The sequence below is a fragment of the Ruegeria sp. YTSA219 genome (assembly GCF_059609985.1).
In genome coordinates, this window is sequence record NZ_JBXWMT010000008.1 from 134,660 (window position 1) to 150,843 (window position 16,184).

The 16,184-nt window shown below is 55.1% G+C and carries 19 protein-coding genes; 7 read left to right on the top strand and 12 right to left on the bottom strand.

Going from position 1 to position 16,184, the window contains the following annotated elements:
- Positions 1–37 precede the first annotated feature (37 nt).
- On the bottom strand, positions 38–526 hold the full coding sequence (locus tag AC2FFB_RS13010) for a hypothetical protein (RefSeq protein ID WP_142637143.1): 489 nt from the start codon (positions 524–526) through the stop codon (positions 38–40).
- Between the two features lie 175 nt (positions 527–701).
- On the opposite strand from AC2FFB_RS13010, the gene AC2FFB_RS13015 reads away from it, so the two are divergent.
- From AC2FFB_RS13015 to AC2FFB_RS13025, 3 genes are all read left to right on the top strand, one after another.
- A complete protein-coding gene (locus AC2FFB_RS13015; RefSeq protein WP_142637145.1) occupies positions 702–989 on the top strand; it encodes a hypothetical protein in 288 nt (95 codons plus the stop codon).
- Entirely contained in the window at positions 961–1,662 is a 702-nt protein-coding gene (locus AC2FFB_RS13020) for a winged helix-turn-helix domain-containing protein (RefSeq protein WP_496689945.1), read from the top strand. The genes AC2FFB_RS13015 and AC2FFB_RS13020 overlap by 29 nt, the downstream gene beginning before the upstream one ends.
- Positions 1,663–1,744: 82 nt before the next feature.
- Complete coding sequence (locus AC2FFB_RS13025) at positions 1,745–3,316, top strand: DUF427 domain-containing protein (protein WP_496875007.1); 1,572 nt, start codon at positions 1,745–1,747, stop codon at positions 3,314–3,316.
- Between the two features lie 49 nt (positions 3,317–3,365).
- On the opposite strand, the gene AC2FFB_RS13030 is transcribed toward AC2FFB_RS13025, so the two are convergent.
- The 6 genes from AC2FFB_RS13030 to AC2FFB_RS13055 all read right to left on the bottom strand — a co-directional run bounded on the left by AC2FFB_RS13030 (position 3,366) and on the right by AC2FFB_RS13055 (position 7,088).
- Complete coding sequence (locus AC2FFB_RS13030) at positions 3,366–4,157, bottom strand: DUF1217 domain-containing protein (RefSeq protein WP_271949615.1); 792 nt, start codon at positions 4,155–4,157, stop codon at positions 3,366–3,368.
- The gene (gene flbT, locus AC2FFB_RS13035) at positions 4,154–4,555 is read right to left on the bottom strand and encodes a flagellar biosynthesis repressor FlbT (protein WP_271949613.1); all 402 of its coding nucleotides are present in this window, start codon (positions 4,553–4,555) and stop codon (positions 4,154–4,156) included. The genes AC2FFB_RS13030 and flbT overlap by 4 nt, the downstream gene beginning before the upstream one ends.
- Positions 4,555–4,929, bottom strand: a complete 375-nt coding sequence (gene flaF, locus AC2FFB_RS13040) for a flagellar biosynthesis regulator FlaF (protein ID WP_496694182.1) — start codon at positions 4,927–4,929, stop codon at positions 4,555–4,557. Before flaF ends, flbT begins: the two co-directional genes overlap by 1 nt.
- Positions 4,930–5,006: 77 nt before the next feature.
- Positions 5,007–6,254: a flagellin N-terminal helical domain-containing protein gene (locus AC2FFB_RS13045; protein WP_496692542.1), complete on the bottom strand. Its 1,248-nt coding sequence runs from the start codon at positions 6,252–6,254 to the stop codon at positions 5,007–5,009.
- Between the two features lie 209 nt (positions 6,255–6,463).
- Positions 6,464–6,823, bottom strand: coding sequence for a flagellar biosynthesis protein FlgN (locus AC2FFB_RS13050; RefSeq protein ID WP_281973048.1), 360 nt, complete (start codon positions 6,821–6,823; stop codon positions 6,464–6,466).
- Complete coding sequence (locus AC2FFB_RS13055) at positions 6,816–7,088, bottom strand: rod-binding protein (protein WP_496694183.1); 273 nt, start codon at positions 7,086–7,088, stop codon at positions 6,816–6,818. The genes AC2FFB_RS13050 and AC2FFB_RS13055 overlap by 8 nt, the downstream gene beginning before the upstream one ends.
- 112 nt (positions 7,089–7,200) lie before the next feature.
- Between AC2FFB_RS13055 and AC2FFB_RS13060 the strand changes: the two genes are divergently transcribed.
- The 3 genes from AC2FFB_RS13060 to AC2FFB_RS13070 all read left to right on the top strand — a co-directional run bounded on the left by AC2FFB_RS13060 (position 7,201) and on the right by AC2FFB_RS13070 (position 10,004).
- Positions 7,201–8,412, top strand: a complete 1,212-nt coding sequence (locus AC2FFB_RS13060) for a flagellar hook-length control protein FliK (protein ID WP_496694184.1) — start codon at positions 7,201–7,203, stop codon at positions 8,410–8,412.
- 2 nt (positions 8,413–8,414) lie between these two features.
- Entirely contained in the window at positions 8,415–9,080 is a 666-nt protein-coding gene (locus tag AC2FFB_RS13065) for a flagellar hook capping FlgD N-terminal domain-containing protein (RefSeq protein WP_496689949.1), read from the top strand.
- Positions 9,081–9,254: 174 nt separating this feature from the next.
- Positions 9,255–10,004, top strand: a complete 750-nt coding sequence (locus AC2FFB_RS13070; RefSeq protein ID WP_496875008.1) for a phosphotransferase family protein — start codon at positions 9,255–9,257, stop codon at positions 10,002–10,004.
- Between the two features lie 3 nt (positions 10,005–10,007).
- Here the strand turns inward: AC2FFB_RS13070 and AC2FFB_RS13075 are convergent, their stop codons facing one another.
- The 5 genes from AC2FFB_RS13075 to AC2FFB_RS13095 form a co-directional block, all read right to left on the bottom strand.
- Positions 10,008–11,309 carry an NAD(P)/FAD-dependent oxidoreductase gene (locus tag AC2FFB_RS13075; protein WP_496875009.1) on the bottom strand — a complete coding sequence of 434 codons (1,302 nt, stop codon included), beginning with the start codon at positions 11,307–11,309 and terminating at the stop codon, positions 10,008–10,010.
- A complete protein-coding gene (locus AC2FFB_RS13080) occupies positions 11,306–12,124 on the bottom strand; it encodes an ABC transporter permease (RefSeq protein WP_142637169.1) in 819 nt (272 codons plus the stop codon). The genes AC2FFB_RS13075 and AC2FFB_RS13080 overlap by 4 nt, the downstream gene beginning before the upstream one ends.
- The gene (locus tag AC2FFB_RS13085; RefSeq protein WP_142637171.1) at positions 12,121–13,011 is read right to left on the bottom strand and encodes an ABC transporter permease subunit; all 891 of its coding nucleotides are present in this window, start codon (positions 13,009–13,011) and stop codon (positions 12,121–12,123) included. The genes AC2FFB_RS13080 and AC2FFB_RS13085 overlap by 4 nt, the downstream gene beginning before the upstream one ends.
- A complete protein-coding gene (locus tag AC2FFB_RS13090; protein ID WP_142637173.1) occupies positions 13,011–14,138 on the bottom strand; it encodes an ABC transporter ATP-binding protein in 1,128 nt (375 codons plus the stop codon). Before AC2FFB_RS13090 ends, AC2FFB_RS13085 begins: the two co-directional genes overlap by 1 nt.
- A gap of 69 nt (positions 14,139–14,207) precedes the next feature.
- Positions 14,208–15,293 (bottom strand): polyamine ABC transporter substrate-binding protein, encoded by a 1,086-nt coding sequence (locus AC2FFB_RS13095; RefSeq protein ID WP_142637176.1) that lies wholly within the window; start codon positions 15,291–15,293, stop codon positions 14,208–14,210.
- A gap of 141 nt (positions 15,294–15,434) precedes the next feature.
- Here AC2FFB_RS13095 and AC2FFB_RS13100 point away from each other — a divergent pair, with 141 nt between their 5' ends.
- Positions 15,435–16,118 (top strand): GntR family transcriptional regulator, encoded by a 684-nt coding sequence (locus AC2FFB_RS13100; protein WP_271949594.1) that lies wholly within the window; start codon positions 15,435–15,437, stop codon positions 16,116–16,118.
- Positions 16,119–16,184: the final 66 nt, after the last annotated feature.

Below are 16,184 nucleotides of genomic sequence, written 5' to 3' on the forward strand. Positions count from 1 at the left end.
GTGATGCTTCTAAGGCACCACTCCTGCTCGAACCGTGTTACTTGTAAACGACGCGGTATCCCTGTTGGCGCAGGCAGGCGGGTTCATAGGCCCGCTTGACCTTATTGCCATTCCAGAAACCGACCTTGCACTTTTTGGGCAGGCTATTGGCGTATTTGTAGTGCTTATCCAGGCAGCGCGTCCCCAGAAGCGGGCGCTTTTTGCCATAGCCCTTGAAGGTTTCCAGGCACCTTTGCGGCAGACTATAGCGCGCAACGCGCTCGGGCAAGGGACGGATATGGTTCGGCCGATGCCTGGGGGTCCTCTGGATGTGCTGTTTGGGGGCCTGATACACGTGGTTGTAGTTGCGGGTAACCTTTTTGCTGTCACCTTGCTTGTCAAAATGATGGATGGCAGCGCCAATCAAGGCAATCGCCGCCAGCCCGCCAAGAATATCTTCTGCATCAGCGGCACGGGCCTGGGATGCAGAAACGCCGGTAATTGCGACTGCAGAGGCAATGATCAGAGCGATGAATTTCTTATGCATGGTGCTGTCCTTTCGGGTACTCGGTGGACGTGATGACAGTCCGTAAATTCGATGACCCGACATTGGGGATGTCCCCTTCAGACAAGCAATAACGCCGTTTTGTTATCTGATATCAGACCGCGAAACCCCTTTGCGTTATTGAATATCAACCAAAGCCATGCGCAGGATGCGGCCTATGAAACAGATCCTCTCTTCTCTGGCCATCGGGGCCCTGATATCGCTTGGTTCCATGGCGTCAGCAGCGGACTGCTATGCCGATTACAAGGCCAAGCAGGACAATCCGTTGCGCCTGCATTATGGCGTCATGCAGGTTTCGTCCTGCGGCAAAGGAAAAGCCAAAAAAGAGGTCGCGCAACGGCTGCGCGGCTCGGGCTGGACCCTGCTGAACGTCATGTCCGTTTTTGGACCGGAAGGGTTGGATAAAAGGAAGGCCAATGCCGGAAAATTCTATCTCCGTTACTGAGGCACGGCGCTCGGGCGTCAGGTTGGTTGGCGCGGGCATCACAGTAATCGTTGTCATACTTGTGGCCTCTGCCGCCTTTCTGTTGTGGACATTGCCAGATGCAAACGCGTTCAATGCCCGCGTCGAACGTCTGTTCGTCGAGAGTGATCTGACCTCGCAGACCGAGATTCGCCTACTCGAGATTCTGGCCCAGTCCGGCACTGCCTTTGCCGATACATTGTCCAGTTACCGCATGGTTATCTTTGTTTTGCTGGTTTTCGCCACTGCAATGCTGATTGCTGCGCTGGTGTTTCTGGTCATGCTGGTGCTGTTGAACCGACGCATGGCACAGATTGAGCGCACTGGGATTCAGGTCACTTCACTTTTGATCAGCCGGGAAGAGAATACCGTCTATCTCAATAACATGGATTTCAAACTGACAGCGTCGGCGATGGAAACCCTGTCAGTTCTTGCCGAATCCCGGTTGGATGACGAGGTTCTATCCGGCATTCAGATCGAGGCGATGATTTCCGGCAAAAGCACAGCTGATTGTGACGAGGCTGCTGGCGCGACGCGGATCAAGCGCCTGCGCGATGCTTTGGGCAATCAGATGGTCAGCGAGTTGCTGGTCAAGAACATTGCTAAAAAAGGCTATATGTTGTCGATCGAAAAAGACGTCATTCAGATGATTTGATATTGGGAAAATCCTGCTCTGCCCCTTGGAAAACACGGATCAAACGCCCATCCTATAAAGACCCGTGCCGGGGAGGATGATTATGAACGTTCACGTGACTCCAAATATCAAAGGCTATGGGATCTCGGTCGAACCACTTGTCGGCCGTATCGCAATCTACCGGGATGAGATCCTTCTGGCTGAAAGCTTTGATGCCAAGGTAATGTACGAAACTCGGTTGCCGCCGATGATCTACATCCCCCGTCAGGATGTACATGTCGATCTCAGCGATGAGACCGAACTTCAGACATTCTGCCCGTTCAAAGGCACCGCCACTTACCACGATGTCGTTCTGGCGGATCAACGATTGGCCAACTCCGTCTGGGCCTACGAGAACGCCCTGCCCGAAAGCGCCGCGATCCAGGGCCATATCGGCTTTATGCCCACCGCATATACGCGGATTGAGCTGGGTGAAAACAACCTGCGCAACCCGGAAGACGGCAATATCAGCGGGCCGCTGATTGATTGGCTGATGCGGGGGGCCAGTGATCTAAGCACGCCCGAAGCATTCACCAAAGCGCTGGCCGAGAAGATGCTGGAACATGGAATTGCCATTCAGCGCCTCAGTATCCTTGCCTGGTCCCTACATCCGCTGATCGCGGGCAAACACTATATTTGGGAAAAAGGTGAGGCCGAGATTTCGACCAATGTGCCCACCTATGAAATCCACGACCACCCCGCCTATATCAACAGCCCTCTGCGCCACGTGTCCAACGGTATGGGCGGCGTGCGCCAAAGGCTGAATGACGAGAACCCTCAGCACAGCTTTCCAATCATGGAAGACCTGCGCGCCAAAGGGGCGACTGACTATGTCGCGATGCCCCTGCCATTTTCAGACGGGCGCACCAATGTCTTGACGCTGACTTGCGATCACCCCGACGGGTTCACAACGGCCAATCTTGGGCTGGTGTTCGAATGCTCCTCGGTGATTGCCCGGTTCTACGAAGTCTTCATGCAGCGCGAAAACGCCCAGGTATTGCTGGAAACCTATGTCGGAAAGCGGACCGGAGCGCGTGTCCTGGGCGGAGAAATCCGTCGTGGCGACGGGGATGAGATTGATGCAGCCATCATGTTCTGCGACTTGCGCAATTCTACCCTGTTGGAAGAAAAGCTGGGCCGCGCCGCCTATATCAATCTGCTGAATGACTTCTTTGAAACGGTCTCGGACATCGTCGACGAAAACGGTGGTGAAGTTCTGAAATTCATCGGGGACGCTGTTCTTGCTGTATTCCCGGCAGGCGAAGATTCTGCTTTAGCCCGCGAAAACGCGCAGCGATCAGCAGTTGGAATCGTTGAAAGGTTAGGAGAGCTGCGCAAGTCTGGGTCCGACATGCATTGCGATTGTTCGATTGGCGTCGCCTATGGGCGCGTAACCTACGGCAATATCGGGTCGCGCGAACGGTTGGACTTCACCGTGATCGGACAAGCTGCGAACGTCGCCGCCCGACTTGGGGAATACAGCAAGATCGTAAATCACAGGATTGTTGTGACCAAAGACATCGTGCCGGCCTGTACAGACGCTTTGCCACTTGGAGAGCTCAAGCTGCACAACGTGTCACAACCCGTGTGCTCATACGCGCTCAAAACCTCGGCGGACGCGATTCTGAACGGATAGTCGCGCGAAGTTGCGTTTGATACTCACGCATCTTGCGATAGGGACAGCATTATCCGCCCAGCAGAAGCAACGCGGTTTGGGCCGGGGAAATTGTGCTTTGAAGCTGCGTGATCTGACTGCGCGCAAGGTATCTGTCGGTCAAATCCCCGATCGCCTCTTCATCCGCGAACTGCGCTAAATCGTCAGATCCAGTCAGGTTCGACAACCTATCCTTGAACACCTCAAGCTGCTTGTCGATGTCCAACTGACCAAAGCTTGAGGGCAGCCCAAGCGCCGTCTCCATCATCTTTCGCAACGGCGGAAGGCCCATCAAGTCGAACCATTTCGTGTCACCACTGCTGTCTTGCGATGCCAACTCAGCCAGCGCATGTTGTGCATACAGGGATATGCGCATTGACTCGTCCTGTTCACCCACGGCGACCTCAAAGCGTGAGGTCACGTTGTCCCGGGCAATATCCTCCATAAATGTCGAAAGAATGGTTCTTCGAATTTCGCCAGGGCCCAGTCCAAATGCCTCAGAGAATTCACGGTATCTTTTATCAGATAGGCGATTGGACAATGCATCATCTGCGCTCGTTCCATCTGACAGGATTTTCTGGATGAAATAGCGGTTGTCGATGTCGCTCTCCAGACCAAATGCGCCCAAGGCAACCTGTAGCAGCCGGCGGTCAGAAACCAGATCTTCAGCCGTCTGAACCTTGCCGATGTTTTCCCGGAAATACGTCGCCTCACGCTCATTGACCGACGAAGAGGAAAAGCTGTTCAACTGGCCTTCGTAGGTGCGTTGAAGGAACCGCCAGCCAACAATGCCACCTGAGGGTATGACCGGCTGAAAGGTCATTGCTGGTAGGCCATGAGGCGCTCTTCTCGCGGTAGCAGAGCACGCAGGGATTTAAGGCATTTGTAATACTGCTCGGCCAACAAGGCTTCGGTTGCCTCGGCCAAAACTCTGCGGCTGTCCGCATCCGTAAACACTTGGCTCAACTCTTCCACCCGACGCAGCAGTTGTTGGCGGGCGCTTTCAGCTTCCATGTCTCCAGACAGAACCAGTTGCGTCGCATAGCACACTCTGCGAACGGGTGTGTTCACCTCATCAGGATGTATCGCATCGCGCAAACGCAGGACATTTGCCTGTGGTGTCATGATTGAAAACCGACTTCTACGATCGCCGTTTTCCACAACTACACCATTAATCAGCACGCGTTCTTTTGGTGCTAGCTTCAATACCAAACCCGCCATCAATTCGCACCCATTTGCCGAAGACCTTTAAGAACGGCCATGTTTATTTCCAGAAGAGGCTCTACCGAAGCCTTATTGCTGAGTATCTGGCTGCTGTGCTGTTCGGTGAACTCAGCTAGATAGAAAATCCGGGCGCGAAGGTCATTCGGCAAGGCGTTATCGGAATCGGCGACCCCGTTTGCCAACACAGACCAAAGCCTCCGGTTTTCATGCAAAGCCTGAACAAACGCTCCAAAGTCGGTTTTGTGCCGCGCGGCCGCAGCCTTCAACCGATGCGTGATCTTGGAAATCGCCTCATATTCCGTATCACGCGGTGTGCGCGTCGGAGCAGCGGTCTGCGCATAGACGCGTTGTGCAAGAGTTTGCGGTGTCACTTGAAATCCTTCCAAAAGGCCGTCTTACGGCGGTCAAAGCCGGGGCGCGTCTCCACGCCCCGGCCAGGGTCCTGAACTTAGCGGAACAGAGACAGGATCGACTGCGGCGCCTGGTTGGCAATCGACAACGACTGCGTTGCCAGTTGCTGCTGTACCTGCAGGGCCTGCAGACGGGCCGAAGTTTCTTCCATATCGGCGTCAACCAGCGCTCCGATACCGGACTTGAACGAGTCAGAAAGATTCGAGATGAATTCTTTCTGCGTTTCGATCCGGCCCTGAGACGAACCAAACGCCGCAGATGCATCAATGGACGTGTCGATCAAGGTTTCGATAGTGCCCAGCGCCGCCTGAGCACCAGCATCTGTCGAAACATCAATCGAAGCCAACGCCCCCAGGCCACCTGCATTGGCATTGGTGAACTGCGCCGAGACAGTAACGTCCCGATCAGCGTCGGCGCCAGCCGTCGCAGCACCGGTTACAAATGTCAAAGTGCCCGGGTTGGCCGAGTCATAGTCGATTGCGACACCCGTGATCCCCAAGGAATCGATCTGATTTTTCAGGCCAACGGCAACAATGGCATCCGTATAAGCGGCGTCATATGTTCCAGATGGGTCCAGATCAGCAGCTTGCACCGTGTAGGACGCAACCTTGTCACCAATAGTGATCGAGATCTTGTCACCAGCAGCAAAGTTGTCCGTTGAACTGTCCACCACGATGTCGCCGGTTCCACCAGCTTTGTCCATCGTGAAGCCCGCGGCGTCATTGTCGGTTGTGACGTTGTCCGAGCCGGCCAGAACACCTTTGCTGGCATACCCACCTGTGGACAGGTTCTGCGAGGCCACCGAAATCGAAGATGCGGTTACGTTGCCACTGGAGTCACGATCCAGAGACGACAGGATCGAGGCTGTACCCGCCGAACCGTCAACCAGGTTGAGCCCGTTAAACTGCGCCGCTCCAACCACCGATGCGATCTGATCTTTAAGAGCAGTCACGTCGTCATTGATTTTGCCGCGGTCAACGTTGTCTTCCTGTGCCGCAACGATCTTCTCTTTCATCTGGGACAGCAGGTCAGTGACTGTCTCGGACGCATTCCGGGCCACCGCAACGGTCGATTCACCCAGTGCCAAACTGTCTTTGATGGCGTTGAACCCCTTAACGTCCGACTCCATGACTTTGGAAATCGCCCAGACGGCTGAATTGTCCTTGGCTGTGGCGACGTCCTTACCAGTTGAAATCGCGTTCTGGGTCTGCGCCAGGTTCTTGTTGACCGATTTCAGGGTTTGCAGCGCAACCATTGCGCCGTTGTTTGTCAGAATGCTGGACATAGCTTTCTTCCTTTTCCGTTCGGGCCTTTTGCGCCCTTGCTTACCCCGCAACATGTACGGGCTTTGACGTCTTTCTGATCACTGCGACCCGCCGTCGGGCTGTTCGCGCCATCTGAGTTTCCAGATGCAGGATCACCTTTGACGCCGATCTCCTAACGGAGTGCTAAGACTCGAAAATCAGAAAGCTCGGATTTGATTCAATCCTCGCGCTAGGCCCGCTTTTCCAGCTTTGCGTGACTGCGAACGGTAAAATCGCTGCGTTGCCCATCCGCTCCATAAGTACTGAATTCCTGACGCACTCGGCGCAGTTCAGCCATGCGCCCGGCAACCGCCCGAATCCCTTCGGCCGCACTGTTCAGCAGAGCCTGATTCCGGTCGACTTTCTTTTGAACCCCGATCAGTTCATCACTATCAATCACCTCAAGATCATTGATCGCACCGATCAGCTTTTCCTTTTCCGGGACCATGTGATTCAACCGATCCAGATCCCCGGTCACCAAGGCGTTGCGTTCAAGGTCCAGAACTTCTTCAAGAGATTTGATCAGGTCATGTTCAGACTTGTTAGGCATTGGTATTCTCCTTCATGGACTGAAACAGGATTTCGGACAGGCCAACACCGCCGGACCTGGCAAGCTGCAGTGCCTGCTGCTGAACAAGAAACGATGAAAACTGGTCTTCACCCGCACCGCCGCCGAACGAATCTCGGGATTCGCCCAGACCTGCGGACTTAAGCATTTCAGACAGGAACGCCGCCTCAAGCTCTACCGCAGCATCTTTCAGCTTTTGCTCAACAGACAAGGGCTGCGGCGCCGCTGGAATACCAGATAGCTTCATCGCTTTCTCCGAAAATTGCATCGAACTTTCTGGATCAAATATGAAAGCGGTTAAAATAAACGTAACTTCCTGCGGGCAAATTCCTGGTTACGCAAACCGGAGCCGGAGCAAAATGCCCAACCCTCTTATATTGTCCACATCCTCGACCGCCAGCGCCGCAAAATCTGAAACTGCCGCCAAGGGACACCCAATCTCGGAAGGGGCTGACACCTTTGCTGAGGTAATGGAGCAGGAATTGCAGCGTTCCGAAGGTGACAGCTTGAATGAGGACGTGCCCGAACTGACCATTAATGCCGAGGTGCAGGTTGAAGAGGATGTGGTCGAAGAAGACTCTGTTGATCTTGCGACCAGCCTGTCGGGAAAACCTGAAACTGACCCGCCCGCCCGCGCGTCGGCGCAGGACGAAGAGATGGCACCTGAGGAAACGCCGACATCGCTGCCCGAACCTGACAAGGCCGTAATATTCGCAGCGCCAAACAATGCGGCCCCCGATCCTAGGGGTGATGCGCCTGGAAACGCGGCGCAGCGCGCCCGATCTGAGGTTCCGGCTTTGTTGCAGGCGAAAACCGCACAGCAAAAACCGGAACACAATCTGCCGCAAACCACTATTGCAAAGGGCTATCGGACCAAGGCGTCGATACCCTCGGATTCTGCGCCCGGAAAACCCGAAGTGCCAGAACCAAAGCTGGTTTCGCGAGATACACCCGATGCGGCTCAGGCTCCCAAAGCCACCGGTTCACCGCCGACAACACAATCCGTTCCGACATTTGTTCAAATACAACTGATGGCGTCTGCCAAGGTGCAGGACGTTGATTTGGTATCAGACCCGGATGCCGAGGGGATTCTGCCCGCGCGCGAAAGCCAGCCATTTTCAACGGCACGAGATACGTCAGCAAGCCATCAGCACTTTTTAACCTCAGCACGGGCAGAAACGGCGCGGGCAATCGCGGGGCAAATGGCCGCTGCGATACATGCAAGACCACAATCCGGCACGATTGAACTGACCTTGAATCCGGAAGAGCTGGGCAAGATCTCAATCGTCATGAATGGCCGGGATGACGGGTTGCAAATGACGATCGCAGCCGAGCGGCCGGAAACTCTGGAAATGATGAGGCGACATCTTTCGGTTCTTGAGGCTGAGTTCAAAAACCTCGGGCTTGGCGATCTGTCTTTCAATCTGGGTGGTTCGTCAGACGGCCAGTCCGAAAGCGCGGATAGACACGCAGATTCCGGTCTGAATACAACCCAGACCGAAATGGATCAGGCCAGCGAGCCGGTCTTAACCCGGATCGGCCATAGTGGCCGCGTTGATATGAGGCTTTGAGCATGATCACACCCGCACAGAATACAGGCGCTAACGCCACACAGACCCAATCTTCGGCGCAATCTGGAACGTCCGGTCTGGCCTCGGATTTTGAAACCTTCCTTCTGATGCTGACCGCCCAGGCCCGCAACCAAGACCCGCTGGAGCCGCTGGATTCATCAGAATACGCCTCGCAACTGGCTCAGTTCTCGATGGTCGAGCAGCAGGTTCAAACCAACGATCTGCTCTCAGCGCTTGCCTATTCGCTTGGCAGTGTAAACCTTGAAGAGCTTGCCAGCTGGGTCGGGATGGATGTGCGAACCGCCTCGGCCTTTCATTTCGACGGTTCACCAGAAACGCTGTATGCGCAGGCCGACCCCGGGGCGGACAGCGCCTATATGGTGATCCGCAACGAGTCCGACGAGGTCGTTGAACGCATCGCTGTTTCAACGACGGAATCCGAGTTTGTCTGGGCCGGAACCGATGACGATGGCGCCCCGTTACCGGCAGGAAATTACACTGCAACGATGGAAAGTTATGACGGCGATGAACTGCTGTCTGAACGCATCGCCGCAGCTTATAATCAGGTTCTGGAGGCGCAGGTCGGCACTGATGCAGTGTTGCTGACGCTTGCTGGCGGAGAGGTGGTGCCAGCAGGAATAGTCACTGCGGTGCGAACAGGAGCTTGATCTACGGTTAACGACAGGCGAAACCAAGGCAATGCCCGACTCGTTGACTGATTGGTGATCTCCCTGCCTCAAATACCGTCCCCACCGCGCGACCTTGTTGCTCAACTTGTCAGGCTCGGATTTGCCAGCGCTGGGGCACAGTTCGAAACTCTGTATGGTGGCAGGACAAACCGGGTGTGGAAGGTGCTGGGCGACGACAGTGATCAAGTATTGAAACTGTACCGCTCGGACCTGGAAAACCCATTGTTTCGCAACGATCCCGCATTGGAAGCCGCCTGTCTGCGGGCACTGGCTTCTTCTGGGGTTGTGCCGCGATTGCGGGCAACGGGACAAGATGACAACGGATATTGGGTGTTCTACGACCACGCACAGGGCACCCCCTGGCGGTCTGACCCGGCCCCAGTGGCCCGGTTGCTGCACCGCCTGCATTCGCTCAACCTAAACATAGAGAACGCACCCACCGGTAAAAACGGTAGCGCAGATCTGGCCGAACATGGTCAAAGCATTCTGGCGATGTGCACATCGGATCGACGGGCTCAGCTGGAAAAGATGCAACCACAGCATCATATTTTGCGGTCGGATCACACTTGCCTGATTCACGGCGACCCGGTGGCGGGAAACATCCTCGTCGCACCCTCTGGTCTGACGCTGATTGACTGGCAATGCCCAGCCGTTGGTGATCCTTGCGAGGACCTTGCGCTGTTCCTGTCACCCGCCATGCAATATCTTTACAGAGGTGCGGTTTTGACCGTCGACGAGCAACAGTCCTTTCTTTCGGCCTATGACCGGCAGGAAACCGTAATCCGCTACCGGTCTTTGCGCCGCTGGTACGGGTGGAGGATGGCGGCCTACTGCCTATGGCGCGCAGAACATGGGGCACCGGATTATGAACAAGGGCTCGAGCTGGAACTGGCCGCTTTGTGAGTGTCAGAGGTCGGCCAGTGCCATTAACGCATAGGCTGGCGGCATCAGCGCCCGCCGCCAGGACCCAAGTGGAAAACGCCGCGGGGGTCGGGCCATTGGCTCAGGCAATTCCGCATCCTGTCCAAGCACCATGCGACTAAGCGCCCGCCCACAATAGGTACCCATCGCGACACCGTTTCCATGATAGGCCAGCCCGGCAAACATCCCATTCTGACCCGGAACGGGCCCTGCGAACGGCGTCAGATCCTGGGTAAGGCACACCATCCCTGACCACATATTGGTCACGTCCACATCGGCCCATGTCGGAAACATGGCCTTGAAATCACGCTGCACCTTTTGCCGGATCGCAGCCTCGGCCTTAGGTGATGAGCGCAGGCCACCGCGCATCCCAAACAGAAACCGTCGATCCGGCATAAGACGAAAATAGTGCAGAAGATTTCGTGTATCGTAAGACATCTGATCCGAGGTCCAGCCCTGCGCCGACACCTCAGCCTCGGTCAATGGGCGGGTCACCAGAACGGTTGATTGCGCTGGCATATAGCGCCCAGACAGCCATTCAGGCATGTTTTCACTGGAATATCCGTTGGTGCAGATCAGTACATTCGACGCTTTGATCCGCCCTGACCCGGTTCGAACATCAAAGCTCGCGCTGGTTTTGGTGATGTCTCTGGCCATGGTTTTCTGAAAAAATCGGACCCCAACGGAAGCGGCCGCATTTGCAATGCCGAACAGGTATTTCCGGGGGTTCAGACCAAATCCGACCGGCACGCTATAGCCCCCGAAAAAATCCCCTCCCAACCCGAGCCCGGGCAGGTCGGCCGCCTCATGCAAGCAGCCCCCGTCATCCGCCGAGCGTCGCAATTTCTCCATGGCGCGGGCGGTGTGGGCCAGGGCGGTCTCGCCCTTGGAATGAACGTCCGCTTCGATCTGATGCGCCTCAAGCAGGTCGGCGACAAGATTGACCGCATCCACTTCGGCCTGGGCAAAGCTTTCGGCCCCCTCGACCCCATATCGCCGAGCCATGCCACGATCGCTCAGCTTTGACCCACCTCGGCAGCAAAACCCACCATTGCGACCCGAGGCACCCCACCCCGGCGTCTCCGCCTCGAGAACTGCGACGGATAGGCCTGCCTGCCCCAGGAAAAGCGCGGCTGTAACACCTGTGAACCCGCCGCCGATGATGGCGACATCCACGCTCAGATCATCCTGCAACACCGGCCAGTCTGGTGCTGCGATAGTTTCATCCCACCAGCACCCTGTTCGCGGTCCAGATCCATAGGTATACTCAGGGAACAGACGTTTCATTCCGCACGCACTGCCGCCATCTCATCCTGTTTTTGCCGAACCATCGCGCGCTTGGTGACCAAAGATGCTGCTATGACACCGACCGTCACGACCGCAATCATGATCGTGGATAGCGCATTGATTTCAGGGCTGACGCCCAGCCGCACAGCTGAGAAAATCTTGATCGGCAGAGTCGTGGCTGACGGGCCCGATGTGAATGATGCGATCACCAGATCATCCAGCGACAGCGTAAAAGCCAATAGCCAGCCTGAAATCACCGCCGGGGCGATGATCGGCAGGGTGACAAGACGGAAGGCTTGTGCGGGTGAGCACCCAAGATCCAACGCTGCCTCTTCCAGAGACTGATCAAACGTGACCAGACGTGAGGATACAACAACCGACACGAAGCACATTGAAAAGGTCGTATGTGCCAGCACGATGGTCAAAATACCCCGGTCCAGTCCAATTCCGATGAACAGCAGCAAAAGCGACAAGCCAGTGATCACTTCGGGCATCACAAGAGGCGCATAGATCATGCCTGAAAACAGAGTCCGGCCAAAGAACCGCCCACCGCGTACCAGCACATAAGCCGCCGCCGTACCCAGAATGGTGGCTAGGGTCGACGAGAATACTGCAACCCGCAAGGTGACCCAGGCAGCATCAAGAAACGCTTCGTTCTGGACCAACTCACCATACCATTTGGTCGAAAATCCAGCCCAAACCGTGACCAGTTTGCTTTCGTTAAAAGAGAAGATGATCAAAATGAGCATCGGGATATAGAGAAACGCGAAACCAAGCGTCAACGAGACGACGTTGAACCAGCTTAACCTGTTCATTGCTCAGCCTCCGTCTGTTTCTGCTGGTTGCGCTGGAACAGCACGATGGGAATCACAAGGATCAGCAACAGCACAACTGCCACGGCACCGGCCACCGGCCAGTCGCGGTTCGAGAAGAACTCCTCCCACAACACTTTGCCGATCATCAATGTCCCGGATCCCCCGAGCAATGATGGGATCACAAATTCGCCGATCACCGGAATCATCACCAGGAAACAACCCGCGATGATACCCGGGCGTGACAAGGGGATCGTTATCAGCCAGAAGGCCTGAATACGCGAACAGCCCAAATCCTCTGCGGCCTCGATCAGCGACTCGTCCATTCGTTCAAGCGCGGAATAGATCGGCAGAATCATGAAGGGCAGATAGGTATAGACGATACCGATATAGACAGCTGTGTTGGTGTTCAGAATGGTCAGCGGGGTCGAGATGATGCCCGTCCACAGCAGCAGTTGGTTCAGGTAACCTTCGTTGCTGAGAATACCCATCCAAGCATAGACCCGGATCAGGAACGACGTCCAGAACGGCAGAATTACCAACATCATCAACGTCGGGCGCCACTCAGCCGGTGCGCGGGCCATGCCATACGCGATAGGATACCCCACCAGCAAAGTCAGTATGGTTGAAATCAACGCGATTTTGACACTGGACAGGTAAGCTTTCCAATACAGGTCATCTTCGGTTAGCCAGACGAAATTCTCAAAATCCAGCTGGCTGAAGAAATCCCTGAGCCCGGCCCAGCCCTGAGATAGATCCAGTGTCGGCGTGTAAGGCGGGATGGCCAGCTCCGTGTCCGAAAGCGAGATTTTCAGAACGATGAAAAATGGCACCAGAAACAGCGCCAAAAGCCAGACATACGGGACGGCGATCAGAAGGGCGCGGCGCATCAATCCGCCAACAGAACCGCGGCGGTGGCTGTCCAGGACAGCCAGACCGGGTCTTCCCATGTAAAGGAACGACGCGAAATGCGACGGGTATTTGCCGTCTGCGCCTTGATAATCGTGCCGTTATTCAGTTCGACGTGATAAGTGGACAGATTGCCCAGATAGGCAATGTCAAGCACCTTGCCCTGCACTGCGTTGATTGCATCCGCTGGACGATCAACCGAGATCGTCACCTTCTCGGGGCGGATCGCCAGATGACAGAGCTGACCGTTCGAAAACTCTGTGGTCGAGGACGCAGTCAAAGGTGCCTGACCTTCAGCCCAGTCAATCTGATAGGTCTCATCGGCGCTTGCCGTGGCCCTGCCCTGGATGATGTTCACGTCGCCAATGAAATCGGCCACATAGACCGAACTGGGATTCTCATAAATCCGGTCGGGTGTCGCCACTTGTATCAGATTACCCTGATCCATTACCGCAACCCGGCTGGCCACGGTCATCGCCTCTTCCTGATCATGGGTCACGATCACAAAGGTGGTGCCGGTCTTTTCCTGAATATCCATCAGCTCGAATTGCGTATCCTGTCGCAGTTTCTTATCCAGCGCCCCCAAAGGTTCGTCCAGCAACAGCAGCTTTGGCGCTTTGGCCAGGGATCGCGCAAGCGCCACGCGCTGACGCTGACCACCCGAGATCTGGTGCGGTTTGCGACGGGCGAATTGTTCAAGCCGGGTCAGGCGCAACATCTCTTCGACACGATCCATAAGATCATGCTTTGGCATATTGTCCCGACGCAGACCAAAGGCGATGTTTTCCCAGATAGATAGATGCGGAAACAGGGCGTAGGATTGGAACATCATGTTCACAGCCCGTTTGTTCGGCGGAATGGGATCTATATCCTGCCCGCCCAGCAAAATATGCCCTTCGGTCGGTTTTTCAAACCCGGCCAACATTCGCATCATCGTGGTCTTGCCGCAGCCCGAGGGCCCTAGCAGAGCAAAGAATTCTTTCTCAAATATATCCAAGGACAGATTGTCGATGGCCGTGAACTCACCAAACCGTTTGGTGACATTCTGGAACTGGATCAGAGGTTTCGCCTGTGGGTCTTCCCACGGCACAAAAACAGTAGAATTCAAAACGGCCCCCGTTCGGCAATCTGAAAAGAATGGCAGGGCGGTTGGTCCGCCCTGCTGAAACAAGCCGGATCAGGTGCCCGATTTGATCTTGGTCCACAAACGGGTCACGACCCGCTGTATCTTCGACGGGTAAGGCGTCGTGATATAGAGGTTTTGCATGGTCGCATCATCCGGATAGATGGCCGGATCACCGATCACGTCTTCCTCAAGAAATTCTTGCGAAGCCTTGTTGCCATTGGCGTAGTAAACATAGTTCGAGGCCGCAGCCATATTGTTGGCATCCAGAATGAAATTCAGGAATTTATGCGCACCCTCCGGGTTCGGAGCATCAGCCGGAATCGCCATCTGGTCGAACCACATCAACGACCCTTCAGCAAAGGGATGATACTCAATTTCAACACCATTATCGGCTTCGGCCGCACGATCGCGGGCCTGCAGGATATCACCCGACCACCCCACGGCGACACAGATGTCGCCATTGGCCAATGCGTTGATATATTCCGAGCTGTGGAACTTCTGAATGTGCGGTCGAACGCTGGTCAAAACCGCCTCGGCCTTGCCAATAACATCTTTGTCATGGCTGTCCGGGTCTTCACCCAAATATTGCAGAACCATCGGAATGATTTCTGCCGGAGCATCCAGGAAATGTACGCCGCAGGATGCAAGTTTCTCCATATTCTCGGGTTTCAGAACCAGATCCATGCTGTTCAGCGCAACATCCTCGCCCAACGCTTCTTGCACTTTTCCAACATTTACACCAAGCCCGGTTGTGCCCCACATGTAGTTGATAGAATAGGCGTTGTCCGGATCATACCCGGCAGTACGTTCCTGAATCACATCCCACAGATTGCCTGAATTCGACAGCTGTGCAGCGTCAAGCGCCTGAAAGGCTCCAGCCTGGATCTGACGCTGAAGGAAAGTACCCGAAGGCACCACCACGTCATAGCCTGATCCACCGGCCAGCATCTTGGTCTCCAATACCTCGTTGCTGTCAAAAACATCATAAATCAGAGTCAGACCGGTATCTTCCTCGAACTTTGTCAGAAGCTCTTCGTCGATATAGTCGGACCAGTTGTAAACACGCACCTCTTCAGCGAAGGCCGCCGAAGTCCCCAATGCGATGACCGCTGTCATGGTCAGCGTTTTGATTGTCATATTATTCTCCCTGCAAGTGTACGCGCTATTTTCCCGTTTTTTTGGATTTGATCAAGTTTTGCGTTTTCGCACGATCCGTCGTATGGTTTCACGAGGTCAGAAACCTGACAAGTCAACATAGCGGGAAACAGGGCAAACCACTTGGATTTGATCAAAAATAAGGCATCCAGCACTGACGGTGCGCGTGAAAAACGACCTGCGCATGAACAGGTCTATAATACCCTCAGATCACAAATCATGTACGGTGAATTGGTGCCGGGGCAACCCGTCACGATCCAGGGTCTCACTGATTCGCTGGGTGTTGGAATGACCCCTGTGCGGGAGGCGATCAGGCGCCTGATATCCGATGGTGCTCTGGTGTTTCAGGGCAACCGCCGAGTGAGTGTTCCTCTTCTGACCGACGGCGACGTCGAACAGATGATTTATTCAAGAATCAAAATAGAATCAGAGCTTTCGAGGCGTGCAACTGCGAATGTGACACCTCAGGACATTGATCATCTTGAGCAGATCGACCAACGTCTGGATCGCACTATCAGCGATGGAGACGTCAGCGGCTATCTGCGCCTCAACCACCGGTTTCACGAAACGCTTTACGGCCATGCAAACGCCCCGATTCTCAATGATCTGGCCGAGCGCCTGTGGCTTAGATTCGGGCCGTCTTTGCGCGTTGTATGTGGTAGATTCGGCACTCAGAGCCTGCCGGACCGCCACAAGGATATCATTTCGGCGTTGCGCAATCAGGACGCGGATATGGCAGCAAAAGCAACCGCACAAGATATCGAACAGGGCATGGAGCTGATGGCAGACGCCTTAGTCAACGCTTAGATCTGTCCGATTCGATTGACAGGAAAAAATTTGATCATATTGTAGCTGCCAATCGCTCTTGCAGGA

Bases quoted from the DNA above. Each gene is read 5' to 3' on its own strand.
- AC2FFB_RS13010 (WP_142637143.1), bottom strand. From the start codon at position 526: ATGCATAAGAAATTCATCGCTCTGATCATTGCCTCTGCAGTCGCAATT.
- AC2FFB_RS13015 (WP_142637145.1), top strand. From the start codon at position 702: ATGAAACAGATCCTCTCTTCTCTGGCCATCGGGGCCCTGATATCGCTT.
- AC2FFB_RS13020 (WP_496689945.1), top strand. From the start codon at position 961: ATGCCGGAAAATTCTATCTCCGTTACTGAGGCACGGCGCTCGGGCGTC.
- AC2FFB_RS13025 (WP_496875007.1), top strand. From the start codon at position 1,745: ATGAACGTTCACGTGACTCCAAATATCAAAGGCTATGGGATCTCGGTC.
- AC2FFB_RS13030 (WP_271949615.1), bottom strand. From the start codon at position 4,157: ATGACCTTTCAGCCGGTCATACCCTCAGGTGGCATTGTTGGCTGGCGG.
- flbT (WP_271949613.1), bottom strand. From the start codon at position 4,555: ATGGCGGGTTTGGTATTGAAGCTAGCACCAAAAGAACGCGTGCTGATT.
- AC2FFB_RS13045 (WP_496692542.1), bottom strand. From the start codon at position 6,254: ATGTCCAGCATTCTGACAAACAACGGCGCAATGGTTGCGCTGCAAACC.
- AC2FFB_RS13050 (WP_281973048.1), bottom strand. From the start codon at position 6,823: ATGCCTAACAAGTCTGAACATGACCTGATCAAATCTCTTGAAGAAGTT.
- AC2FFB_RS13055 (WP_496694183.1), bottom strand. From the start codon at position 7,088: ATGAAGCTATCTGGTATTCCAGCGGCGCCGCAGCCCTTGTCTGTTGAG.
- AC2FFB_RS13060 (WP_496694184.1), top strand. From the start codon at position 7,201: ATGCCCAACCCTCTTATATTGTCCACATCCTCGACCGCCAGCGCCGCA.
- AC2FFB_RS13065 (WP_496689949.1), top strand. From the start codon at position 8,415: ATGATCACACCCGCACAGAATACAGGCGCTAACGCCACACAGACCCAA.
- AC2FFB_RS13075 (WP_496875009.1), bottom strand. From the start codon at position 11,309: ATGAAACGTCTGTTCCCTGAGTATACCTATGGATCTGGACCGCGAACA.
- AC2FFB_RS13080 (WP_142637169.1), bottom strand. From the start codon at position 12,124: ATGAACAGGTTAAGCTGGTTCAACGTCGTCTCGTTGACGCTTGGTTTC.
- AC2FFB_RS13085 (WP_142637171.1), bottom strand. From the start codon at position 13,011: ATGCGCCGCGCCCTTCTGATCGCCGTCCCGTATGTCTGGCTTTTGGCG.
- AC2FFB_RS13095 (WP_142637176.1), bottom strand. From the start codon at position 15,293: ATGACAATCAAAACGCTGACCATGACAGCGGTCATCGCATTGGGGACT.